This is a genomic window from Paenibacillus paridis (genome assembly GCF_006345825.1).
In the GTDB taxonomy this organism is placed as follows: domain Bacteria; phylum Bacillota; class Bacilli; order Paenibacillales; family Paenibacillaceae; genus Pristimantibacillus; species Pristimantibacillus paridis.
In genome coordinates this window covers 1726029-1749640 of the sequence record NZ_VCIX01000092.1, presented here as the reverse complement: position 1 = coordinate 1749640, position 23612 = coordinate 1726029, and the positions used below count along the sequence as shown (strand labels likewise).

General features: G+C 45.6%; 23 protein-coding genes. 19 read left to right on the top strand and 4 right to left on the bottom strand.

Going from position 1 to position 23612, the window contains the following annotated elements:
* Positions 1–7: 7 nt before the first annotated feature.
* The 3 genes from FJQ58_RS29680 (at position 8) to FJQ58_RS29670 (ending at position 4432) form a co-directional block, all read left to right on the top strand.
* Positions 8–550: an ADP-heptose synthase gene (locus FJQ58_RS29680; protein ID WP_139999081.1), complete on the top strand. Its 543-nt coding sequence runs from the start codon at positions 8–10 to the stop codon at positions 548–550.
* A 312-nt stretch (positions 551–862) separates the two neighbouring features.
* On the top strand, positions 863–2608 hold the full coding sequence (locus tag FJQ58_RS29675) for an ABC transporter ATP-binding protein (protein ID WP_139999079.1): 1746 nt from the start codon (positions 863–865) through the stop codon (positions 2606–2608).
* Positions 2609–2623: 15 nt separating this feature from the next.
* Positions 2624–4432, top strand: coding sequence for an ABC transporter ATP-binding protein (locus FJQ58_RS29670; RefSeq protein WP_139999077.1), 1809 nt, complete (start codon positions 2624–2626; stop codon positions 4430–4432).
* A gap of 34 nt (positions 4433–4466) precedes the next feature.
* Here FJQ58_RS29670 and xerS read toward each other — a convergent pair whose 3' ends face one another.
* Both xerS and FJQ58_RS29660 read right to left on the bottom strand, forming a co-directional pair.
* Positions 4467–5561, bottom strand: a complete 1095-nt coding sequence (xerS, locus tag FJQ58_RS29665) for a tyrosine recombinase XerS (protein ID WP_139999075.1) — start codon at positions 5559–5561, stop codon at positions 4467–4469.
* A 208-nt stretch (positions 5562–5769) separates the two neighbouring features.
* Positions 5770–6399 (bottom strand): NAD(P)-dependent oxidoreductase, encoded by a 630-nt coding sequence (locus FJQ58_RS29660; protein WP_139999073.1) that lies wholly within the window; start codon positions 6397–6399, stop codon positions 5770–5772.
* A gap of 331 nt (positions 6400–6730) precedes the next feature.
* On the opposite strand from FJQ58_RS29660, the gene sleB reads away from it, so the two are divergent.
* The 13 genes from sleB (at position 6731) to FJQ58_RS29595 (ending at position 16883) form a co-directional block, all read left to right on the top strand.
* The gene (gene sleB, locus FJQ58_RS29655; RefSeq protein WP_139999071.1) at positions 6731–7387 is read left to right on the top strand and encodes a spore cortex-lytic enzyme; all 657 of its coding nucleotides are present in this window, start codon (positions 6731–6733) and stop codon (positions 7385–7387) included.
* A gap of 190 nt (positions 7388–7577) precedes the next feature.
* The gene (locus tag FJQ58_RS29650; RefSeq protein ID WP_139999069.1) at positions 7578–8297 is read left to right on the top strand and encodes a DsbA family oxidoreductase; all 720 of its coding nucleotides are present in this window, start codon (positions 7578–7580) and stop codon (positions 8295–8297) included.
* A 26-nt stretch (positions 8298–8323) separates the two neighbouring features.
* Positions 8324–8524, top strand: a complete 201-nt coding sequence (locus FJQ58_RS29645) for a hypothetical protein (protein ID WP_139999067.1) — start codon at positions 8324–8326, stop codon at positions 8522–8524.
* 22 nt (positions 8525–8546) lie between these two features.
* Positions 8547–8960 (top strand): VOC family protein, encoded by a 414-nt coding sequence (locus FJQ58_RS29640; protein ID WP_139999065.1) that lies wholly within the window; start codon positions 8547–8549, stop codon positions 8958–8960.
* A gap of 106 nt (positions 8961–9066) precedes the next feature.
* Complete coding sequence (locus FJQ58_RS29635) at positions 9067–10155, top strand: lactonase family protein (RefSeq protein WP_139999063.1); 1089 nt, start codon at positions 9067–9069, stop codon at positions 10153–10155.
* 46 nt (positions 10156–10201) lie between these two features.
* A complete protein-coding gene (locus FJQ58_RS29630; RefSeq protein ID WP_139999061.1) occupies positions 10202–10417 on the top strand; it encodes a cold-inducible protein YdjO-related protein in 216 nt (71 codons plus the stop codon).
* 194 nt (positions 10418–10611) lie between these two features.
* Entirely contained in the window at positions 10612–11925 is a 1314-nt protein-coding gene (locus tag FJQ58_RS29625; RefSeq protein WP_139999059.1) for a sensor histidine kinase, read from the top strand.
* Positions 11926–11945: 20 nt separating this feature from the next.
* Complete coding sequence (locus FJQ58_RS29620) at positions 11946–12587, top strand: response regulator transcription factor (protein WP_139999057.1); 642 nt, start codon at positions 11946–11948, stop codon at positions 12585–12587.
* 161 nt (positions 12588–12748) lie between these two features.
* A complete protein-coding gene (locus FJQ58_RS29615; protein WP_162341841.1) occupies positions 12749–13219 on the top strand; it encodes a thiol-disulfide oxidoreductase DCC family protein in 471 nt (156 codons plus the stop codon).
* Positions 13212–14144 (top strand): DoxX-like family protein, encoded by a 933-nt coding sequence (locus FJQ58_RS29610; RefSeq protein WP_139999052.1) that lies wholly within the window; start codon positions 13212–13214, stop codon positions 14142–14144. Before FJQ58_RS29615 ends, FJQ58_RS29610 begins: the two co-directional genes overlap by 8 nt.
* A complete protein-coding gene (locus tag FJQ58_RS29605) occupies positions 14144–14821 on the top strand; it encodes a DUF4166 domain-containing protein (RefSeq protein ID WP_139999050.1) in 678 nt (225 codons plus the stop codon). Before FJQ58_RS29610 ends, FJQ58_RS29605 begins: the two co-directional genes overlap by 1 nt.
* 112 nt (positions 14822–14933) lie before the next feature.
* Positions 14934–15809 carry a radical SAM/SPASM domain-containing protein gene (locus FJQ58_RS29600; protein ID WP_139999048.1) on the top strand — a complete coding sequence of 292 codons (876 nt, stop codon included), beginning with the start codon at positions 14934–14936 and terminating at the stop codon, positions 15807–15809.
* Between the two features lie 228 nt (positions 15810–16037).
* Positions 16038–16883, top strand: a complete 846-nt coding sequence (locus FJQ58_RS29595; protein ID WP_139999046.1) for an undecaprenyl-diphosphate phosphatase — start codon at positions 16038–16040, stop codon at positions 16881–16883.
* Positions 16884–16924: 41 nt separating this feature from the next.
* Here FJQ58_RS29595 and FJQ58_RS29590 read toward each other — a convergent pair whose 3' ends face one another.
* Positions 16925–18154 (bottom strand): voltage-gated chloride channel family protein, encoded by a 1230-nt coding sequence (locus FJQ58_RS29590; protein WP_139999044.1) that lies wholly within the window; start codon positions 18152–18154, stop codon positions 16925–16927.
* A gap of 99 nt (positions 18155–18253) precedes the next feature.
* The gene (locus FJQ58_RS29585; RefSeq protein ID WP_139999042.1) at positions 18254–18598 is read right to left on the bottom strand and encodes a DUF5658 family protein; all 345 of its coding nucleotides are present in this window, start codon (positions 18596–18598) and stop codon (positions 18254–18256) included.
* Between the two features lie 117 nt (positions 18599–18715).
* On the opposite strand from FJQ58_RS29585, the gene FJQ58_RS29580 reads away from it, so the two are divergent.
* The 3 genes from FJQ58_RS29580 (at position 18716) to FJQ58_RS29570 (ending at position 23600) form a co-directional block, all read left to right on the top strand.
* Positions 18716–20284: a glycosyltransferase family 2 protein gene (locus FJQ58_RS29580; protein WP_238404392.1), complete on the top strand. Its 1569-nt coding sequence runs from the start codon at positions 18716–18718 to the stop codon at positions 20282–20284.
* Positions 20285–20421: 137 nt separating this feature from the next.
* Positions 20422–22359: an ATP-dependent DNA helicase gene (locus FJQ58_RS29575; RefSeq protein ID WP_139999038.1), complete on the top strand. Its 1938-nt coding sequence runs from the start codon at positions 20422–20424 to the stop codon at positions 22357–22359.
* A gap of 311 nt (positions 22360–22670) precedes the next feature.
* Positions 22671–23600 carry a tyrosine-type recombinase/integrase gene (locus FJQ58_RS29570; RefSeq protein WP_238404450.1) on the top strand — a complete coding sequence of 310 codons (930 nt, stop codon included), beginning with the start codon at positions 22671–22673 and terminating at the stop codon, positions 23598–23600.
* Positions 23601–23612: the final 12 nt, after the last annotated feature.

Here is a 23612-nt window from a genome sequence, read left to right as displayed (position 1 = left end):
AGATCACATGCGGCGGCGTTTTGTAATAGAGGCAGTATTAGTGGCAACGTATGGGCATCTTCTTGTACCGAGCCGTCCGATTGATTACGTTGTTCCATACTCATCCATCGCTGAGCTTTATGAAATGAGGGATGGAGTGGATCCGGTCATGGATGATCCAGACGATGATGGGCATGTCAAAAGCAAAATAAATGAACTTATCGCTTTTTTTGAAGATTCGCTCAATCGGAAAAAAATTGAAAAAGCGATGCAGGTACCATGGAGAGAGAGCTCACCACTCTTGCTGAACGAAATGATTCAATTTACGGTTGTGCATGCCGTCGATAATGCGCACTACGGCGAAACGTTTGATCCGATAGAAACAGAACTGCTTCTAACGAGCTTAAAGCTGAACGTGCCGCTTTTGTCCGATCAGTTCGAATTTCAAGATAAACTGATTGAGGCGGAAGTCCCCGTGCAAATCTATGATATCGAGGATTTTGAATTCGCGGTAGAGGAAGGCATATCCTCAAGTGATATGGAGCTGCCTTTTGAGTCGGACAGGTTTTGAATATTTATTGTTAACCCCTCTTGCGCAAAGCAGAGGGAAGATGTTAAGATTTGGATGTATTAGGAAGAATTGATTATATGGAAAATAAAAAGGGGGGCTTAAGGATGTTGAACGGTGACTTTGGAATGTTTGTTTTCGGCGTGCAGATCAGCTTGAATTTCCAATTGAATTCATCAACATGCCGACTGGCCTGCCTTCGTTCAAGGGCGTCAACGTAGCGTTTTTTCGCCGTTGCTCGCTTACATACGAAGATCTCTAGCCAATGATGGCTTGAGGTCTTTTTTTGTTTCCATCAGGGGAAGGAGCTGTCTAATGAAAACGCTTTTACGGCTAATGATTTATGTAAGACCAAGTATGAAATGGGTAGTTACCGCTATTTGCATTATGATACTGGCAACGATCTTCGACTTGGTTGCCCCATGGATTCTGGGAGAGATATTTGATAAGGGGATCGCTAAAGGCAAGATGTCGGTCGTTATCGGTTTGACTCTTGCTCTGGCGGGCATTCAAGCGCTAAAGAGCGCTGGCATGTTTGTTCAAGGATATTCTCAGGAGCTTGTCGGCCAAAATGTCGTATTCAAGCTTAGGAAGGAGCTATATGAGCATTTGCAGCGGTTGTCCTTTTCCTATTATGACCGGGCACAGACCGGACAATTAATGTCCAGAATGACAGGCGATATTGAAGCGGTGAAAAACTTTGTCGGTTTTGGCGCCATGAACCTGTTTACGGGCATGCTGACCTTTCTAGGCACTATTATCTTTATGATGACGATGCAGTGGAAGGTTACGTTGATCAGCTTAGTAACGATACCCTTTATCTTGTTCGTTTTGTTCCGTTTCAACCATAAGGTGGGGCCGGCATGGTCCAGCATCAGGGAGCAAATGGGCCGATTAACAACGACGCTGCAAGAAAATATTTCAGGCATTCGCGTCGTTAAATCGTTTGCGACCGAGACGGTGGAGCAGCGGAAATTTGCAGAGCGGAATGAGCAAAACTTTGAAACAAATATGGATCGGGCCAAGCTGGAGGCAAAAAGTTTCCCGTTAATGGGCTTTTACGGAGGATTGACCTTCGTGCTGATGATTTGGATCAGCGCCATCTTTGTTGTGCGCGGCGAGATGTCCATCGGTACCTTCATGGCTTTTCAATGGTATACCTGGGGAATTATTTGGCCGCTGAACATGCTGGGCTGGCAAATTAATATATTTCAGCAAGCCATTAAGGCTGCGCCACGGGTCTTTGAAGTGCTCGATACGCCAATGGAAATTAGAAATCCGGTTTCAGGAACACCTGCTGGCAACATAAATGGGAATGTCTCATTCAAGCAGGTCTCGTTTTATTTTTCTGATCAAGACCAAACGAAGGATAAACCGATATTAGATGACATTACATTTCATGTGAAGGCGGGAGAGGTCATCGGCGTACTTGGCGCAACGGGCTCTGGCAAGAGCAGCCTGATTGGCTTGCTATCGCGATACTATGATACTTCGGGCGGGCAAGTGCTGATAGACGGAGTCGATGTCAAAAATTACGAGCTTGACGGCCTTCGCAGAAGCATCGGTGTTGTCCCGCAGGAAACCTTTCTCTTCTCTGCATCGATAGGCGATAACATTGCTTATGGCTGTCCCGATGCTACGCAGGAGCAAATTGAGGAAGCCGCGAGAAAATCACAGATACATGATTTTATTCAAAGCATGCCTAGCGGGTACGACACGCGAATTGGAGAGCGGGGAGTCGGTTTGTCCGGCGGTCAGAGGCAGAGAGTGGCGCTGGCTAGAGCCATATTAACAGATCCTCCAATCCTAATCCTAGATGAAGCAACGGCGAGCGTCGATACTGCGACGGAATCGGCCATTCACGAAGCTTTGCTGGAAGTCATGAAGGGGAAAACGACATTTATTATCGCGCAAAGGCTATCCTCTATCCAGCATGCAGATCGTATTATCGTGCTTGAAAACGGTCGATTGACTGAGCAGGGGACACATAAGCAATTAAACGAGGGCAATGGCTTTTTCCGTCAACTATTTGACAGGCAGAAGGAAATCACGCCAACCTAGAAAAGAGGCGATACCATGAGTCAAGTCGAATGGGATTCGGATAACGAAGCCGAGGAGAAGCCATTTAACGGCCAATATTTCAAGCGCATGCTGGGCTATCTTGTTCCTTACCGCAAATTAATGACATGGGTAGTTATCGTAGTGCTCCTAAACATGCTCCTAAGCTTATCGGAACCGATCATCCTGGCTTATATCATTGATAAAGGAATCATTGATCAAAATTTTACCGTCATTCATGTGCTTGGAGCCGTGCTTCTAGGCATAAAGCTGCTGGGCTGGCTGTTTAGCTGGCTGCATACCAAATGGATCAATCATACGGGACAGCGGATCTTATTCGATTTGCGTCAGCAATTATTTAATCATCTTCAGACCTTGTCCTTCCGTTTTTTCGACGGTCGACCTGCCGGCAAAATTATGTCTAGGATCACAAACGATACGAATGCGATTGGGGAATTGATCAACGGCGGTCTCATTACGATGGTGATGGAGGTTACTCATCTTCTCGGCATTGTCGTCATCCTTGTGTGGATGGATTGGCAGCTGGCATTGCTTTCTTTTATTATGATGCCGCTGCTGTTTGTTATCATTGCGAAGCTTCGTCCGAAGATTGAGGGCTCGTGGTCACGCTCACGCTCGACGATGTCTTCGATTAATGGTCATTTGAATGAGACGATTCAGGGAATCAGGGTCATCCAAGCATTTTCCCGCCAGGATAAAAACAACGAAAAATTCAATACGATCAACATGCGGAACAAACAGGCTTTCATGCGGGCAATTACTCTGGAGTCTACCGTCTATCCGTTAGTTGAAATGATCGGGATGCTCGGCACATGCATTGTCGTATGGTTTGGAGCCATGAGAGTCATTGAAGGCGCGATTACGCTCGGCTTTATTATGGCTTTCATCAATTATTTGTGGCGTTTCTGGGGACCGCTCAGCGCATTATCCAAAGTATACAGTCAGCTTCTCTCCGCGATGGCATCGGCAGAACGGATATTTGAGGTGCTGGACACCGAACCAGAGGTGAAAAATAGCAGCAGAGCCAAGGCTCTTCCGCCAATACAGGGAGAAGTAGCGTTTGAAAATGTATCCTTTCGCTATGAGGAAGGAAAGCCTGATGTGCTCCATCAAGTCTCGTTCCGCGTAAAGCCAGGTCAGCGGGTAGCCTTGGTTGGGCCGACCGGCGCAGGGAAAAGCACCATAGTCAATTTGTTAATGCGCTTCTATGATGCAACAGACGGCGTCGTCCGAATTGATGGCGTTGATGTCAAGGAGGCAACACTTGAATCCTTGCGGAAGCAGATGGGAATCGTGCTGCAGGACTCCTTTGTTTTCGCGGGAACGGTGGAGCAAAATATGCGATATGGAAATGAAGAAGCATCGGATGAGGAGCTGCGGCGCGCAGGCGAAAACGTAAGGCTCGATCGCGTTGTCTCCAAGCTAGCGGATGGGTACCAGACAGAGCTGGAGGAACGCGGCTCAAAACTTTCTGTCGGTCAGCGTCAATTGCTTGCATTTGGCCGTGTCCTCTTATCCGATCCGAAAATATTGATTCTGGACGAAGCGACTTCAAGCGTCGACACGGAGACCGAGCAGCATATCCAAGCAGCGTTGCATACATTGCTAGCCGGAAGAACGGCATTTATCATTGCTCACCGCCTATCAACGATTAAGGATGCGGATTTTATATTGGTGGTGGAAGATGGCCGAATTGCTGAGCAAGGCTCACACGAGGAATTGATGCAGCAGGGGGGCTTGTATGCGAAGCTAGTGCTAACCCAGCTGTCCATGCAGGAATCCGTTATTTTGCAAACCAGTTCATAAACAAGGCAGGACGAAACAAGAAGCGCGGGTGGCGCTAGCTTGTTTCGTCCTCTTTTTTGGTGCGGTCAATGGCTTGAGCCATCGTTTTGTCGGTTAAATGAGCATAAATTTGCGTCGTTTCCGGAGAGGCATGACCAAGCTGCTCCTGTGTTTTGTAAATATCATTGCGCAAGTAGTAATCCGTCGCGAAGCTATGTCTTAGTTTATGTACGGATAAGTACGGTTTGCCAAAACGCTTGGCATATTTAATGACCATTTCTTGGATGGCCCTTTTGGTCATGCGCGCACCTTCATGCTTACCATTCGCTATAGCGAGAAAAAGGGCTTTTTCACGCTTTGGCGCTTTGTAGCGAACCTCTCGGAGCGTGAGATACGCTTGCAAATCCTCGACCGCTTCCTGACGGAAATAGACAGGCGTTTTGAAATTATCATCGTTTTTGCCTTTCCGGTAGACATAACATAATTTCTTCTTCAAATCGATATCATCGACATTCAAATTGACGAGCTCTGAAACCCGCAGCCCTGAATGTAAAATAAAGCTGATAATGCAGGCATCGCGCGTCATATTCAAGTCATAAGCATATAAAGCTTGTTTATTCGAGGCAACGTCCGCTGCGTAATGCTGCTTGATATAAGCCATGAACTCCGAAATTTCTTCCTCTTGCAGCAGTTTTCCTTCCAGCTTGGCTGCCGTATCCTTCGGTTTGTGTGTTCGCTTGATCATAACCTTTGCCATCACATTTCGTTTCAATAACGGATAAAATTCCTCATCCTCGGCAATCTGGCTTAAATAATGAAAAAGTGAGCGAAGGGAAGAGAGCTTGCGCGAGATCGTTGTTTTGCTATTTCGCTCCGCTTTGTAGGTTGATAAATACATGCGGAATCCGTCTATGCTGTCCATATGCAGCTTCTCTAGCTCTAACAGCGTTACTTCTTTGATTGCAGAAGCTTCAGATAATCCTTCCGCCATCAACCAGTTCAAAAAAGTTTCATAATCCCTCATATATTCCACGAGGGAGGAGGGGGACAAGTCCGGCAACTTAAAGTTAATAAATTTATCAATGTACCAGGGCATCGTGGGCAGGCGTTTATCCAGTTCCTCGCGATCCTTTTGTTTTAAAATATTGATATCCGATCAGCCCCTTATAATTAATGACGTTATTAGTTAACTTGATTAAAAGAACATAATAATAATTATGTTAACAAAATAAATGTCGTCTTTAGTTTATGTTATCTCCTAATTGTAGCAATGTGGCTACTGCCATACAACGGGTGCAGAAAAAAAGAAACTAAAAAAAGCCTCTTTCATAGAGGCTTTTTTTAACAATTGCTATTGCTTATACGTTGATTGCTGTAAATCGGCGATTTAGAAATTTAGGATTTTCGATTTCACCCAGTAGAACGGACGCATAATCTTCCATACTGATCTTGCTCTTATGCTGCGAATTCAGAAGGAAATGATCTTCACCAAGCTGAACCTTGCCCGTTTTCTCCCCAGGCTCGAATACGGCTGCAGGGCTAAAGAATGTCCATTTCAATTCTTTTTCCCCACGCAGCACGTCTAGCTGGTCGCTTTGCGCTTTGGCAGTCGCATAAAAAAGGGAGGGAAACTGAGGTGTATCCATCAACCGTGTCCCTTGATCATCCACCAGCAAGCTGCCCGCGCCTCCAACATTGTATAAAATCGTTCCTTGCGCTGGTTTTAGTGCAGCAATCAGATGCTTAATCACTTCTACGTGTTTATGCTCTTCACCCGGTTTTGCAGAGAAGGAATTCACAATAGCGTCAAATTCTCTCAATTCACTGTCTAGTTGAAATACATCCTTAACTAACATTTCAATTCCTTCCGTGCTGCTTAGTCTAGAGGCATCGCGTACGATGGCGGTTACGTAGTGGCCACGGCTTTTTGCTTCCTCTACAATTCGGCTTCCTACACGTCCGGTTGCTCCGATAACGGCAATTTTCATATGAATAATCTCCTTGTTTTTGTTGATTTTTTAACATTTCAATACTGTTCATAAATTTTAATATATAGAGTTTCAATAACGGGAAAAATAAGAAGCAGCTACAAACAAATGATGTAACAATTATAGTTACAGGTTTCGCGTTTTGTCAACTTTATATTTCAGATTTTATCTGATTTGTAAATTAGCAAATGTATGTAATTATCTGATTCCGGTTACAATCCCCTGATAACTGTGCTAAACTCGAACACATGCCAAGCGAGGAATTCCCATTCTTATTCCAATTTATTATTAAGGATGAATTATAAGCAAACGAAGGAGGTTCATTTTCTAAATGAACATTAAATTCATACCCCATAGTATAGCGCTATTCTTGATTTTTATTCTGGCCTTTAGCATTCCGGCACATTCGGCTCAAGCCGCTTCGCCTGCAACTCTGAAAGTTGGGAGTTCGGGTGCCGATGTACCTGATTTGCAGTATAGATTAAAGACGTTAGGTTATTTCAATAAGGATGTCACAGCTTATTTTGGCACGACGACGCTCGAGTCTTTGAAACGTTTCCAGAAGGATTACGGCATCGCTTCTGACGGCGTGGCAGGCAAACAGACGTGGGAGACACTCAAAAAAGTTTCGGTTAACCAAACAGAGCTTACTTTGCTGGCGAGAATCATTTATGCGGAAGCACGCGGCGAATCCTACAAAGGACAGGTAGCGGTAGGAGCAGTCGTTATGAACCGTTTAGCCTCATCAAGCTTTCCTAATTCGATAAGAGGAGTGATTGAGCAGCCTAGAGCCTTCACTGCTGTTGATGATGGACAATACAAGCTTACCCCAGACAAAACGGCTTATCAAGCTGCCCAGGATGCCGTTAAGGGCTTTGACCCTACGGGAGATGCACTCTATTACTTTAATCCGCAAACCGCTACATCGGATTGGATTTGGTCGCGTAAGCAGACCGTGAAGATCGGCAGGCACATTTTCGCAGTGTAATGTTCAGGTTTTGGCCATGCATCTTATAGAAGGAAGCGTTTCTTAATGACAAGCGATTTATGTTTTCATTAGGATTCGCTTTTTTTTATGGTCAAACGCGACAAAATAACCATTTTCAAAGTCGTAACCAAACATGTTACAATAATAATGTAAGTTCCCTACTTTTTAAAAACTACCGGAGGTGCAAGTCATGCAAGTGGAAATTTGGTCGGATTACGTATGTCCGTTTTGTTATATAGGAAAAAGAAAGTTTGAGCTCGCTTTAGAGCGTTTTGCCCATAAGGAACAGATTGAGACTGTATTTCGCAGTTTTGAGCTAGATCCTGGAGCAGATCCCCGTTCAGGCAAAAGCACCTACAGCATGCTCGCAGCAAAATACGGGATGAGTATTGAGAAAGCGAAAGAGACCACCCAAAATGTGGCGGATCAAGCGGCGGCCGTTGGATTAACGTTTCATTTCGACAAAGCTGTATCAACCAACACGTTTGACGCACACCGAGTCGTTCATTTTGCTGCGGAGCAGGGCAAGGAGAAAGAGATGTCGGAGCGCTTGTTCAAAGCCCATTTTACGGATGGAGAAAATGTTGGCGATCGTGGCCGCTTGACTGCGCTGGCGGTTGAGGTTGGTTTGGATGCGGCAGCAGTGGCTGACGTGCTGGCGTCTGCTCGATTCAGTGATGCTGTGCGCGGGCAAGAAGAGGAAGGAAGCGCCCTTGGTATTCGCGGTGTGCCTTTTTACGTCGTTGATCGCAAATACGCGGTATCAGGCGCACAATCACCAGAAGTATTTTTGGATACGTTGAACAAGGCTTGGAACGAGAAGCATCCTGCATTTATACAAGTCAATGACGGAGAGACGGATGCATTATGCACAGATGGGTATTGCGCGCCAGACGCCCCTAAATCATAATAGATAGGAAGGGCGGCGGCTTGCTTATGGAAGATTCAAAGTCGAAAAGCTCTTGCCAAATCCAGCGTGTAGCGCGAATGGTCAGCCTAAACGAAAATTCAGCATCGCTGGAGATAAATGGCCAATATGTGAATGTTCCGATCAATAAAATCGCCGTGGAAGCCCTTCCCGGCGATTTCGTTATCTGGACAGGCCAAAGCTGGTGTCCCATACCAAAAGAACATTAAATTGGAAAAGGAAGTGGATGCAATGGGTAACAATGCGAAAATCGGCGGCGGCGGCTTTCATCATATCGCTATCCGCGTATTTGATTTTGACAAAACGGTTTCATTTTATACAGAGGTGCTAGGGTTTAAGGAGCAAGTGAGGTGGGGAGAGGGAAATGCTCGGGCGATCATGCTTGATACGGGTGATGGCAATTATTTAGAAGTATTCGCAGGCGGTACGCAAGGCCAGAAGGACGAGGGTGCCTTTTTGCATCTGGCTTTGCGGTCTGATAATGTAACTGAGGCTATAGAACTTGCTAGAGCGGCAGGCATGGAAGTAACGGTTGAGCCTAAAGATGCTGTCCTAGGAGGCGTTCCGGTTAGAATCGCGTTCTTTAAAGGACCGGACGGAGAAATTATTGAGCTGTTCGAAAGCACAGGCGAGAACAAGCTTTAAGAACTTATTTGTCACTAATGACTTCTCGTCTTATAATAGATAACGGAAACGAAGACAACTGCTTTTGAAGCAGCCATGTTATGCAAATGTTTAGGGGGAATGAATTTTGACAGTTGAATCACAGCGCCTTCTCGTGTTCGCAGGCTCATATGCGGAAGCGGGAGATAACGGCGTTTATGTGTATGCTTTCGATGAAGCAACGGGAACATTAACTTTGACTGACGAATTCGCTGGTCTTAAAAATCCGACGTTTCTAAATGTTGACGCGAAGCGCAAGCTGCTGTACGTAATTTCTGAGGCAGTTAATCAAGCGGGCCAAAAGGTTGGAGAAGCTGCAGCTTTCTCTATTGACGCCGCGAGCGGTACCATTCAACTCATGAACCGTGAGGTCACGGTTGATTCGACGACCTGCCATATTCAGCGCGACGAGAACGGCCGTTTTCTATCCGTTACAAGCTATCATGGCGGGATGATTGGGTTAATGAGCATTACGGAAGAAGGAGCAGTCGGATCATTGCTTGATGTCCAACAGCATGAAGGAAGCAGTCAGCATCCCGATCGCCAGGACCGTCCACATCCGCACTCTTCCTTCTATAGCCCGGATGGCCGTTATTTGCTCGTATCGGATTTGGGGCTTGATCGAATAGTGACATACGCACTTGATGAAGCAAATGCCAAGCTTGTTCGTCAAAGCGAGGTGGCACTGCATCCAGGGGCTGGTCCGCGTCATTTGAGCTTTCATCCGAATGGAAAGCTTGTCTATGTCATTAATGAGGTGGATTCAACGATTACTTCGTTTACATATGACAAAGAATCCGGTCTATTAGTAACACAAGAGACGGTGAGTACGCTGCCGCCTGATTTCAAGGATGAAAATTCCTGTGCCGAAATCAAGGTATCTGCAGATGGTAAATACCTATATGGCTCGAATCGCGGACATGACAGCATCGTTGTATTCGCCATCCATGAGCAGACAGGGATATTGAATCTTGTCCAACATATTTCGGTTGAGGGTGGACATCCACGCCATTTTGCAATTACGCCGAACGGGGATTTTTTGCTTGCTGCCAATCGGGATACCGATAATATCGTAACCTTCAAGATCGACAAAGCAAGCGGGAAACTGGTGCACACAGGTATCAGCACTACGGTTTCGAAGCCGGTTTGCGTAGTCCCTGTTTATTTAACCACATAAATGATTAATGGCATAAGTATAGAGATGAAAAGGGGAAAGCATAAGCGTGGCTATTAACGAAGACGATAAACCTAAATTAAAGGCAACAAAAATTTTCAAATGTAAAAATCCGGATTGCAAGGCATGGGTAAGAGACGAATTTGCAGCAACAGAGCAAACCTGCCCGATCTGCAAAGGGCCAATGCTTAGAAGCATGCGCCATTTGCCGGCAGTGCAAAACAAACCGAAGCCTCAGCCTCGCAAACCGAAATCCGATTACTAGTAACGGAAGATCAAAATTTAAGAAAATCCCAATTCGCTTTCGAACAGCGGTTGGGATTTTTTTAATTATTGACAGCAAAGGAATGGATGAACCTATTCGCTTGATCCGAGATCGCATCTTTCGACTGTTGAACTATCAAACGTCCATTTGTGATACGATAGACTTACCAAATGAGGACAGGATGGTTGTTTAATATGCTCTTTTACTTTTTAGCATTATTTACGGCAGCCATCATTGTATGGTTAAACAACCGAAAAAATGAAGCAAACCGCTGGGCGGCCTTTTTCCTTGGCAGCGCCTCGATTGGCGGACTTTCCGATTTTCTTTTAAACTTAAGGTTAACTATCGTTGCCGAGGTATTGCAATTTCTTAATTATACTTTGACACCGTATGCGGTCATCATTTTCAGTCTTTCTTATTCAGGGTGGCTAACCGCTAGACGCTCTATCCGTACATTCAAACTGTTCTTGTCTATGCCAATACCGTTCATGCTTATTCCCTTTTTCTTTTCAGATATCCGAACGTTGTTTTTCAGTTTACTGCTGCTCTGGAGTGCGCCGTATTATCTAAGCTCATGCTATTTCCTTGTTGCTTCATTTTGGAGAGAGCGGGACATTCGTCTCAAACGGAGCCGATTTATTTCAATGATCATTATCGTCCCTACGCTGATTGCCGTTCTTTTCTTTATATACGTAGCGAAGGTTATATCGCCTGATTTTGAATTTTTTAATTATATTTCTGTTTTTATCATCTATTCGCTTGCTGTCGCGCTGCTTTGTACATTCATGTACGGTGTGCTGGGAGTCAGGCTTCGTTTTGAGCATGATCCAATGGAGAGTACGATGCGTGCAGTCAGTTCAGGAACGGCCATGCTCAATCACACGCTTAAAAACGAGATTGGCAAAATTGCAATCAGCACGGAAAATTTGAAATCCATGATCCCAGCTCCCGATGAGCAATCGAAGCAGCATATGCAGATTATTATGAATGCTTCCAATCACATGCTTGAAATGGTTGGCCGCATGCACAGCCAGATGAAGGATATCAGCCTTAAAGAGGATAGCGTACCGTTAGCGGACTTCATTGAGCTTTGTTTGCTGCAGCATGAAGGGCTTTTTAGAAGCTGCGGCGTGACGGTGAATCGCGTGTTTGAGGAGCATCCTACCTTTATATGCGATAAGGTTCATTTTAGCGAGGCGCTCGGAAATGTTTTGAACAATGCTTGCGAAGCGATGCCTGGCGGAGGGAAGATTGAAATTAGACTTGCAGCACATCCGAATGGGGTAGAGCTCTCTATTCAAGATAGCGGGATTGGCATACCTAAAGAGAAGCTGGGAGAAGTGTTCGATCCATTCTTTAGCATGGGGAAGACGGGAAGTAACTTTGGACTTGGCTTATCGTATGTGTACAATGTTATGCAGAAAAGCGGAGTGAAAGTCCGGATTACAAGCGTAGAGACGAAAGGGACCAAGGTGAGCTTTCTCTTGCCTAGGAAGAAGCTGCTATAAGTCGCTGAGGAGGTAATCAATTGAGCCATATTAAAGTTTTTATCGTTGAGGATGATGCTGACTGGATTAAGGCGCTCACATCTTATTTGAATAGAGAAGCTGACCTTCTTGTTGTCGGAGCCGCAACAAATGCAGTGGATGCGCTTCGCATGGCACAGACAACCGCTATCGACATCATTCTTATGGATATCCAGCTCGAAGGTAGCGCGCTAGACGGGATTCAAACTGCCATGCTAATGCATGAGAGCACTTCTGCAAAAATTATTATGCTGACGTCACTAAGTGACGAGAGCTCCATGACAAAGGCTTTCACGGCCGGTGCCTTGCAATATTTGGAGAAAACAAGGTTTCAGGAGCTTCCCCAGACGATTCGCGGAGTCTTTCACCATTCGGCACCGATGGAGGCACTGATTAAGGAGCTCGCGAGGCTAAAACGAGAAGAGCAGCTCAAACCATTGACCGGAGCGGAACGTGAAGTATTTGAGTTGATTGAGGCGGGTCATACGCAACCGCAAATTGAGCAGAAGCTGTTCAAAGCGGAAAGTACACTAAAAAACCAAGTAAATAAAATGCTGAAAAAATTCGGCGTGAGCAGCAGTAAGGCGGCAGTTGAAAAAGTTAGGCGAAGAGGCTTGCTTCAGAAGGACGAAACGGAAAACTGAGATTTTGCGAAATTGATGAATGTTGCGGTCACAAGCTATCGATATACAAAGAAGGGTACTACGTCGTGTAGTACCCTTCTTTGTGATGTTCTACGAAAGTTAGCACTGCCGAAGCAACCCAATGGCCATATAAAATGAGGAGAGAGAGGAAGCGAAAGACAATGAAGAATAAAAAAAATCAGCATGGGGCTCCGAGTATACTTCTTGTTGATGGCCAATGCTTGCTATGCAATGGCATTACACATTTTGTTGTCAAAAGAGATAAAGAAAATCTTTTCCGCTTCGCTACGTTGCAATCACCGCTTGGACAGCAGCTGTTGCTTGAATGCAAGCTGCCAACGGAGGATTTGGATACTTTCGTTATGGTGCAGCAAGGGAGCTTTCTCATCAAATCCGATGCTGCTTTACATGTTCTTGTTCGGCTTGGCGGGTGGTGGCGATTTGCAGTTGTAGGAAAGATAGTACCCCGCGTTTTGCGAAATGCGGCATATGATCTGATTGCGCGTAATCGGTATCGTTGGTTTGGCAGGGCAACCCATTGCATTCTGCCAACGCCAGATTTGATAAGCAGGTTTATGGATGGACAAATGCAGCCAGTAGACGTAAAGGCAGAGGGGGATGGGGATGAATAATAAATCTATCTATGTTGAGCTTGAAATCAAAGGATCAATGAGCGAGCTTTGGGAGCATACGCAAAACCCGCTGCTGCATGAGCAGTGGGATCTTCGGTTCACTCAAATTCGCTATTTGCCAAAAAGCCATTCAGCTTCCATACAGAAGTTTTTATACGAGACCCGAATCGGCTTTGGCATAAAAATTTCAGGTACGGGCGAATCCTTTCAAACTAATACAGCCTCTGCGTGCTATCGTAAATCTTCCTTGACCTTTGCCTCTGAGCAGCCAATCTCTTTGATTCGGAGAGGAGGCGGATACTGGAAATATGAAGCACATGCACATCAAATCACGTTTTCTACGCTCTATAGCTATCAAACCCGTTTCGGTTTGGCTGGTTCACTGCTGGATCGCTTCGTGTTCCGGCCCTTATTCGGATACGCAACAGCTTGGAGCTTTGACCGCTTGCGCATATGGCTGGAGGAGCGAATCCCGCCTGCCGTCATTGCAGAGCGCGCAATCGTTCATTATTTGAGCGTAATGCTCTTAATGCTGATGTGGTGCTATGAAGGCCTTGTGCCTAAGCTGCTTTTCCCTGATGCGGGAGAGCTGGCCGTCATGCAGCATATCGGTTGGTTCGATGGCATTGAAAAGACAGTGATTGGATTGCTTGGAGCTGCCGAGATCGGCTTGGGTTTGCTTACGGTAGGCTTTCACAGGAGAAGATGGATCTTTACTCTTCAAATGTTTTTACTTCTTGCTCTGACTCTTCCGATTGCAATAGCAGAACCCGAGCTGTTCAAATCGCCATTTCATCCCCTTACATTAGCCTTGCCGATGGTCGGTTTATGCTGCACGGCGATGGTCAGCCGCTTGCACTTGCCTCAAGCGTCTCGCTGCAAGCGTGCATATCATAAATCTGCAAAGGAGAGTGGAATGAGCTGATGAGATCGATCTATGAACAGGCGCTCGGAGCTGATTTTGCCAAGCTTCATCCCCGAATTCAACAACGATTTGGGTTCTCCAGCCAAGACCGGACTGCATCGATTGGAAGCGGGGTCATGCACCATATTTGGTATAACAAGCTGGTCGCATTGCCGCTATTTTTCGGTACTTTGCGGCATATTATGTTTCCGAAGGGAGGCACGAACATTCCCTTTTCTATAGAAAATTTCGCATATAAAGATCATTACGGGAGGGAGACGGTCACTTGGATTCGCAAATTCCAATTCACTCACTGCGTGCGACATTTTGATGCGACGATGGTTTACAGCGGGGAACGAGACAGGATCGTTGATTATTTAGGAAACCAACAGCATCTAGCCGTTGATTTGGAGATAAGCGTCTCGGAAAATGGCGGCATAAAAATTTGCTCAGGAGAACAACGCTTTTATGAAGGATGGCTTCAATTCAAATGCCCAAATGCATTGACTGGCAAAGCCGAGGTCAACGAATGGTATGATGATCAGGAGAGCTGTTATAAAATAACGGTTGAGGTTCGCAACCCGATCATAGGGCGGGTTTTTCGCTATGTCGGTTCTTTCCAGGCTGCCTTCATAACTACTGATTCAGAGAGCATTCCGATTGGCATAAGGCCTTTGCGGGAAGAAAAACGGGAATGATCAGCTGCTGTCGTATATTCCTTTTTGTCACTTTCCTTCTTCTCGTTGTATAATAGCAGAAGCAACGATAAGGAACACAGGCTGGACCTATGGGGAATGGAGTATATGACCAATGAAGAAGTTTAAAAAGTTTTATATAGAGACGACAAGCATCTGTAATTTATCCTGCAGCTTTTGTCCGCCTACGCTTCGCGCGAAAGGTTTTATTCAAGTGGAGGATTTCAAAAAGACGCTTGATCAAATCAAGCCGCATACCGATTATATTTATTTTCACGTCAAGGGGGAGCCGATGCTTCACCCGAAGATGGATGAGCTGCTTGATATTAGCCACGAGAAGGGTTTCAAAGTCAATATTACGTCTAACGGAACACTCATTACCAAAAACAAAGACAAGCTGCTGAATAAGCCGGCCTTGCGCCAAATTAATTTCTCGCTGCACAGCTTTGATGGACATGCCGGATCTACGAATAAAGAAGGCTATCTGGCTGAAATATTGGCATTTGTGAAGGAAGCGGTAGCCACAAGCAACATCATCATCTCCTTTCGGCTATGGAATCTGGATATGGACAATGAAACCAATCAACAGAAAAATAAAAACCGAGAGCTGCTCGGCATGATCGAGAAGGCTTTCGACCTTGATTATAAAATTGAAGAGAAATTCATTCCTGGCTCAGGAGTGAAAATTGCTGAACGCATTTATTTAAATCAAGACCCTGAGTTCAAATGGCCAGATTTGAAAGAGCCCGAATATAGCGGCAAAGGCTTCTGCCATGCGCTTCGAAACCAAGCAGGCATCCTCATTGACGGAACGGTTATTCCATGCTGCTTGGATGGCGAGGGAGTAATTAATTTAGGCAATATCCATGATACTCATTTTTCCGAAATTATCGAGAATGATCGATCAACCAAGCTGTATGAAGGATTTTCGAGACGGGAAGCGGTAGAGGAGCTTTGCCGAAAATGCGGTTATCGCCAGCGATTCGGCTGAACCCTCACCACTAGATTTACTATAAAAATAGCAGAAATTCGTCGTGCTGCATAGGTGGGCAAACGGCGTTTTTTCTTATGAAGCCACCTATCTAGCCAAGCTGTGAATTGCGAATAATCAAAGTCATCCGATGATTTGTTGGCTGTCACGGTTATGTGTTATGATTTGATACGTGCTTCCCTATTAAAACATTCTATGAATTCACACGGTTAGGAGATTCTACGGAACATGGACTTTTTTATTATTTTAAAAGCGATTATTTTGGGCATTGTGGAAGGCTTGACAGAGTTTGCACCTGTCTCCTCGACGGGACATATGGTCATTGTGGACGATATGTGGCTCCAATCGGAGCAATATTTGACGAAATACGTAGCAAATACGTTTAAAATCGTCATCCAGCTTGGCTCGATTTTGGCAGTAGTCATTATATTCCGCAACCGATTTATTGATTTGCTAGGATTGCGGCGGGCCAAGCAACAAGAGGGACAGCAGGCAGTTGCAGGGCCTCAAAAAAGGCTTAAGCTTGCCCATGTGCTGGTCGGTCTGATTCCGGCAGGCGTGTTCGGCCTATTGTTCGATGACTACATCGATGAGTATTTATTCTCCATTAGAACGGTGCTCTTTGGGCTCGTCATCGGAGCGGTATTCATGATTATCGCGGATCGCTTCCGGCCAGCCAAGACGAAGGTGGAAACGGTGGACCAAATTACGTACAAGCAAGCGTTGTCGGTCGGTCTTATTCAATGCTTATCGCTTTGGCCAGGCTTCTCCCGCTCAGGATCAACGATCTCAGGCGGCGTATTGCTAGGGATGAGTCACCGCGCCGCAGCGGACTTCACCTTCATCATGGCGGTTCCGATCATGGCGGGTGCGAGCTTGCTCTCGCTGGCGAAAAATTGGCAATATTTCACGTTGGAATCGCTGCCGTTTTTCATTGCGGGATTTCTGAGCGCTTTTGTCTTTGCACTTCTGTCGATTCGTTTCTTCTTAAAGCTGATCAACAAAATCAAGCTCGTGCCTTTCGCGATTTATCGGATCGTGCTGGCAGCCGTTATTTATATCGTCTATTTCTAAAATGCAAAAACCTGCTTCCCAAAATGTTGGGAGCAGGTTTTTTAGTACACTTTAGATTCGCCGATTGGCTTTTGCGACTCGTAAATTCCTAACTTGCCGGAGCAGAGAAAGGCGATCATACAGCCCATAAACAAATAGATCGCTCCTTCGGAGCCAAATAATTCAATTCCCATAATAAAGCAGGCAATCGGCGTTTTGGCTGCACCGCTGAACACCGAAACAAAGCCAATGGCTGCCAAGAGCGGAACGGGTACGGCAAGCAAGCCGGCGAGAGCGCTCCCTAGCGTCGAGCCTATGACAAAGAGCGGAGTGACCTCGCCGCCTTGAAAGCCTGTTCCTAGCGTAAGTGCCGTAAATGCGGTTTTCAGCAAAAAAACAGCGGGAGAGACTGTCTCTTGAAAGGATTGCTGTATGAGCGGAATGCCTAGGCCCAAATAATCGCGTGTACCTAACGCGTAGACGAGAGCGATAATCAAAATGCCGCCGACCGCACTTTTTACTATTGGATTTGCTATCCATTTGCTAAATAACCGCTTTAAGCTTCGTGTCAATTGAATGAAGAGAAGCGCCGCAAAACCAAACAATACCGATGCACCGATAACTTTAATCGTGAGAAGCAGCTGTAGAGGCGGTACATCACCAATGGCATAATGAATATGCTTAATCCCCCAGGCGGTAGTCACAAGATGCCCAACGAAACTGGCGATAAAACAGGGAAGCAGCGCCTCATAGCTAATCAACCCTATCGCTAACACTTCCAAGCCAAATAGCGTCCCCGCAAGCGGAGTTCCAAATACAGCGCCGAAGCCACTGCTTATCCCGCACATGAGAATGATTTTGCGATCCAAAGGCTTAAGCTTGAATGGCTTGCCCACCCATTCTGCTAAGCTCCCGCCCATTTGGACGGCTGTTCCCTCTCGGCCGGCAGAACCGCCAAACAGGTGGGTGACAAGCGTACCGAAGAGGACGAGCGGAGCCATACGCAACGGAACGGCGCCGTCACCGGAATGAATCTGTTCAATAATGAGATTATTGCCTTTGCCCGCTTCTTTCCCATACTTTAGATAGAGATAGCTGACGAGAGCACCGCCAATAGGAAGCAGCCAGAGCAGCCAGGAATTCTGGAGACGAGTTTCCGTCACCCAGTCGAGGGCAGTAAGAAAAAGTGCAGAAGCAGTTCCGGATAATAGGCCTACCGTTCCTCCGATTAGCAGCCATTTCAGTAAAAAAATTAGAAGAGAAAGCGGAGAAACCAGCCTTTTCTTAATCATGTTAATAAAGCCCCTTTGATGTCTCCTATGTTCAAATGTAAGATACCAAAACCTCTAACTATTATTATACCGTACTCCTAGTGGAGGTAAAGAAGATCATCAGAAAAGTTCAAATACAATAGCTCCTTCCCGCACGCCAAACGAAATCCAAATCAAGTGATAGATATTCACGGCAAAATAAAGAGTGGTTGTAAGAAGAATACAGGGGTTGATCCATTTGCGGCTGCTTGTCTTGCAATAAAGCAAAAAAAGCAAAACGGGCAGTACGAGCTTTAAACTATAGTAGCCTGCAACGTTCCAATCGTACACTTGTTTAATGAGAGGGTTCATCTCTTCAATGAGCTGCATTCGTAGCCCAATGTCTGTGAAAAAGGCATCTGCGAAGCATAGAAAGAGTAGACCGAGAAGCAGCGGGTTTAGATCCCATTTCTGAATAGCAGCCATAGCGGTGACACCTCCGTTAAAAATAAAACCACAAGGAAATCGCATATTAGATGCATATGTCTCATAAGGATTAACATTCCTAAGGAATCTCCACCTTGGAATAGAGGAGGCATAGCGTTGAAACGAATTTTAATCGGAAGTCCTATTCGTCAGAAACCCGCGGTATTGCGTTACTTTCTTGCCTCGCTGGAGCGGCTGGCGAAGGATGATTTTCATGTCGATTATTACTTTATCGATGACAATGATGACGAATTATCCTCGAAGCTGTTGAATGAATTTATTGCAAAGCAGCAGGAAGCAGAAGGAAGCCATACGATTCTTCAACGAAGCGATTCCATGACTCCCTATTCCAGGGATGAATTCACACATTATTGGAGCAATGATTTAATTGATAAAATTGCTAACTGGAAAGATCATATGATCCATACGGCCAGAGACCAACGCTATGATGGATTATTCCTTATTGATTCGGATTTACTGCTGCACCCACAAACGCTAAAATCTTTGCGGTCATCGGGCAAGGATATTATTTCAGCTATCTTTTGGACCCAGTGGCAGCCGAATACGATGGAGCTTCCTCAGGTTTGGCTTAAGGATACGTATTGGCCGTTTCAAAATGATCGTACATTGAATGCCGGCGATGGGGCGGAAGCCGCGGTTCTTTTTCTTATCAAACTGAGAGTTCCCGGTTTTTATGAAGTAGGAGGGCTTGGCGCCTGCACCTACATTGATCGAAATGCATTGGAGCAGCCGATTTCGTTCCGAACGATCCCGAATGTTTCTTTATGGGGCGAGGATCGTCATTTCTGTATTCGAGCGGCGGCGATTGGCCTAAATCTGCATGTCGACACTCACTACCCCGCTTTTCACGTATACCGGGAATCTGATCTTGTAAGGGCGAAGCTGTTCATGGAATCCACAGGCAGTGTGCCTGTGGATGAACCGCCAACTTCCATCGCAACGGGTCCAACGATTATCGTACCGGCGGCTGGGCCTAAGCTTACTTTGTCCATGATTGTAAAAAATGAAGGGGATCGTTTTTTGCGTGAAGCATTGGAGCACCACCGTCAGTATATCGACCATGCGGTCATTATTGACGATGGAAGCACGGATCATACGGGTGAGATCGTACATGAAGTATTGGCTGGCATACCATTAACCTATATTAAGAACGAAAGCTCACAATTCCATAATGAGGTGAAACTGCGAACGCAGCAATGGCAGGAAACAATAAGCTTACGGCCACAATGGATTTTGAATATGGATGCGGATGAATACTTTGAGGATAGATTTCAGCTCGATTTGCCTGTTCTGCTCAATGATCCGGAAGCCTATGTTTTTCTGTTCCGCCTCTATGATTTTTGGTCGCCAGATGAATATCGAGAAGACCAGTATTGGAATGCCCATTCCGTATACCGGCCGTTTCTCTTGAAATATGCGGAGGAGTATACGTACGAGTGGAAGCAAACGCCGCAGCATTGCGGCAGGTTTCCGCAGAATATTTATGGTCTCGCCAATAAAACGTCCAGCTTGCGCGTAAAGCATTGGGGCTGGGCGCGGGAACAGGATCGTCTGCACAAGTATGAACGGTATAAACAGCTAGATCCGGATGCGGTTTATGGGTGGAAGGAACAGTATGAATCCATTCTAGATCCTCACCCTCATTTAATCAAATGGACAGAATAAGCGAATTGTTTGCAAAATCTTTGACTATGCCGCACTCTAGTGATATATTTGAGTGTACGCTTAGTACAGGAGATTTCACAGTCGGCTGCGTGCTTGCACGCAGCCGTTTGTGCCTACTATATGGAGGCAAGCTACCCGTGAATAAATATCCGTTTGATTTTGACCCGAAACAACCCTTTATCCAACAGGCGAGCGATTGGATTGCCGACGTTTTTTATGAGAAGCTGCCGGAAGCTGGCTTCGAAATTAGAGACGAGCAAATTTATATGGCTTTTCAGCTTGAACGCGCATATGCCGACAAACAAACGATTTTTGCCGAAGCCGGCGTCGGCACAGGCAAAACGTTCGTGTATCTCCTCTATGCAATTAGTTATGCTAGATATACGCGAAAACCGGCCATTATCGCATGTGCCGATGAATCTCTGATTGAACAGCTCGTAAAGCCTGAAGGGGATATCGCTAAGCTTGCGCGCTATTTGGACCTGACCATCGACGCTAGACTTGGGAAATCAGCAGATCAGTATATTTGCTTAAACAAGCTCGATGACGTAAGATCCGGTCAGGATGATGCCGAGTTATTCGACAGCATTTACCAAGGACTCCCAAGCTTTGTGCAAAAGCCGGATTCGATGCAAAGCTTCTATCCCTACGGAAACCGCAAGGATTATCCGAGCTTGAACGATGAACAGTGGAACAAACTAGGCTGGGATGTATTTCAGGACTGCTTGGTCTGCGACGTAAGACATCGCTGCGGCCAGACGCTCTCTCGTGATCATTACCGCAAAGCAGCGGATGTTATTATTTGCTCGCATGATTTTTATATGGAGCATATTTGGACTTATGAAGCCCGTAAACGCGAAGGACAGCTGCCATTGCTTCCAGAGTACAGTTCCGTTGTATTCGATGAAGGCCATCTATTGGAAACGGCTGCCCAGCAAGCATTGACTTATAAATTGAACCATGCCGTGTTTGAAGGTATTGTCACTCGGCTCCTTCAGGAAGAAATTCGGGAATCGCTCGCCGTAGCCGTCGAGGATGCGATCACCCAGAGCGAATACTTGTTTAAACTGATGAACAAAAACAGTAAGAAAGTGCCCGCGTCAGATCGGAAAGAAATCATTTGGAGCGAGGAATTAATCCGCGAAATCAACCGCCTGCAGGATACGCTTTCCGTTATTGAAGAAGAACTTGTCTTCGAAAGCGGCTTGTATACGATCGATACGTATCAGCTAAAGATCGTGGAAGAGCATTTGGAAATGATCCAATTTGCATTGTCCTTATTCAAGAAAGAGGACAAGCCTATCAGCTGGGTATCTCAGGACAAGGAAGGAACTTCGCTTGTCATTATGCCTAAATGGGTGAAGGAAGTGTTGAAGGAGCAGGTGTTTTCCCGTAAAATGCCGATTGTTTTCTCCTCAGCAACCCTGTCGGTAAATGGATCGTTTGACTATATGATGGATATTTTGGGCATGGACAGCTCTATTTCCTTCTCGGTACCATCGCCTTACGATTATGAGCAGCAGATGAGTGTTGAACTTCCGCATACCGATTCGGATACGACGCTAACTAAAAAAGTGGAAGCTGCCTGCCGCTTGCTGAAGCAAACGGGCGGCAGAAGCCTGATCTTGTTCCCCTCTATGGAACAGTTGGAGCAGTTTAAAGCCGAATTGGAGCATCACGCCGATGCAGCGGAATTCACCTTCTATTATGAGGGCTCAAGCGAAATTAGTTACCTAATCGAGCAGTTTCAAAATAACGAAGCCAGTATTTTATGCGCCGCAACCCTTTGGGAAGGCTTGGATATTCCAGGTCCGTCCTTATCGCAGGTCATTGTATGGGAGCTGCCATTTCCTCCTAACGATCCGTTGTTTGCAGCAAGGCGCAACGATGCTATATCGCCGTTTGAGCAGGTAGATATGCCATACATGCTATTGCGGCTTAGACAAGGAATAGGTCGGTTGATTCGAACGCGTGAAGACAGCGGAAACATCGTTATCTTCGGCGAGAAAATGAATGATGCTTATGTTCGGGAGCAGGTAGAACACATTTTACCTAAAGGCGTGGCGCTCACTTAGTTAGAGCTGAACAAAATAAGGTTGATTTAAGAGAAGAGGGGCTAACGGCCTTTCTTCTTTTTTTATTTCTACAAACAATGGATTGGGATGAGACTTTTAACCGTGCGGAGGTCAATTACGACGTAACGCTAAAAATCACTGAAATGGGTGAAAAACAGGGACATTAACGGAAAAATACGGGCCAAAAAAATTGCGTGAAATACATATTTCACGCAATTTGCATTTATATCTATTTTTCAGCTATGATACTAGAGAAGGAGTCACTTAAATAGAGTACAGAATTGCATAAATTTGGGGGATTTAACTTGCGTATGAGGCAGCACGAGGTCATGGATTGTTATGGAACCGAACTAGAGCTTTTTTCCATCTGGATGAAAAATAAAGGAATGACCAAATCGACCCATCAAGCCTATTTGAGCGATGTCGGGTATTTTTTGCAATCCGTTTATCCAACCGAGATGAAGCTCATTGCGAAAATGGATATTATGCGCTATATGGCGCTGTGTCGGGAAAATGGAGCAGGAGATGAAGCGCGTAACCGCAAGCTGTCGTCTTTGCGTTCTTTTTTTAAAGCGCTAATTGAAATGGAGCATTTGACAGCTAATCCAGCGGCCCTCATTGCAAAATCCAAACAAGAAAAAAACCGCATTCCCGTTTATTTGGAAGAGGATGAGCTCGAGGAGTTATTCCATGCAATAAAAGGGAAATATTACATTCGAAATGCGGCAATCGTCTTGCTTATGGCCTATGCGGGACTGCGTGTGGGCGAGGTTCACCGAATGAACGTACAGGATTTCCGCCAGGACGGCTCGATTCATATTTTGGGGAAAGGGCGGAAGTGGCGGGTTATTCCTCTCCCTGAAGCTTTGCAAAGCTTCTTGAATGAAGCGCTCGAGGATCGCAAGAGTTCGCGGCAGGGGAAGGATCAGCCGTTCTTTGTATCGCAGTTTGGCCGTAGATTATCCATACGGATGATTCAGACGGTTGCCGATGATACGATAAAACAGCTAAAGGATGTTTTGCCATCGCTCGCGGACAAGCAGTTGTCCAGCCACAAGCTAAGACACTCTTTCGCCACGATGCAAATCCGAAGCGGTACCGATATCCGAACGCTTCAAGAGCTGCTTGGTCATGCAAGTATAGAGACGACTCAAATTTATACACATATTGACAATAAACAGCTGCGGCATGCCATGGATAATATTTCCACTAAAATTCCGGCAAGAAAGCAAAATAGTTAACATAATAATAGT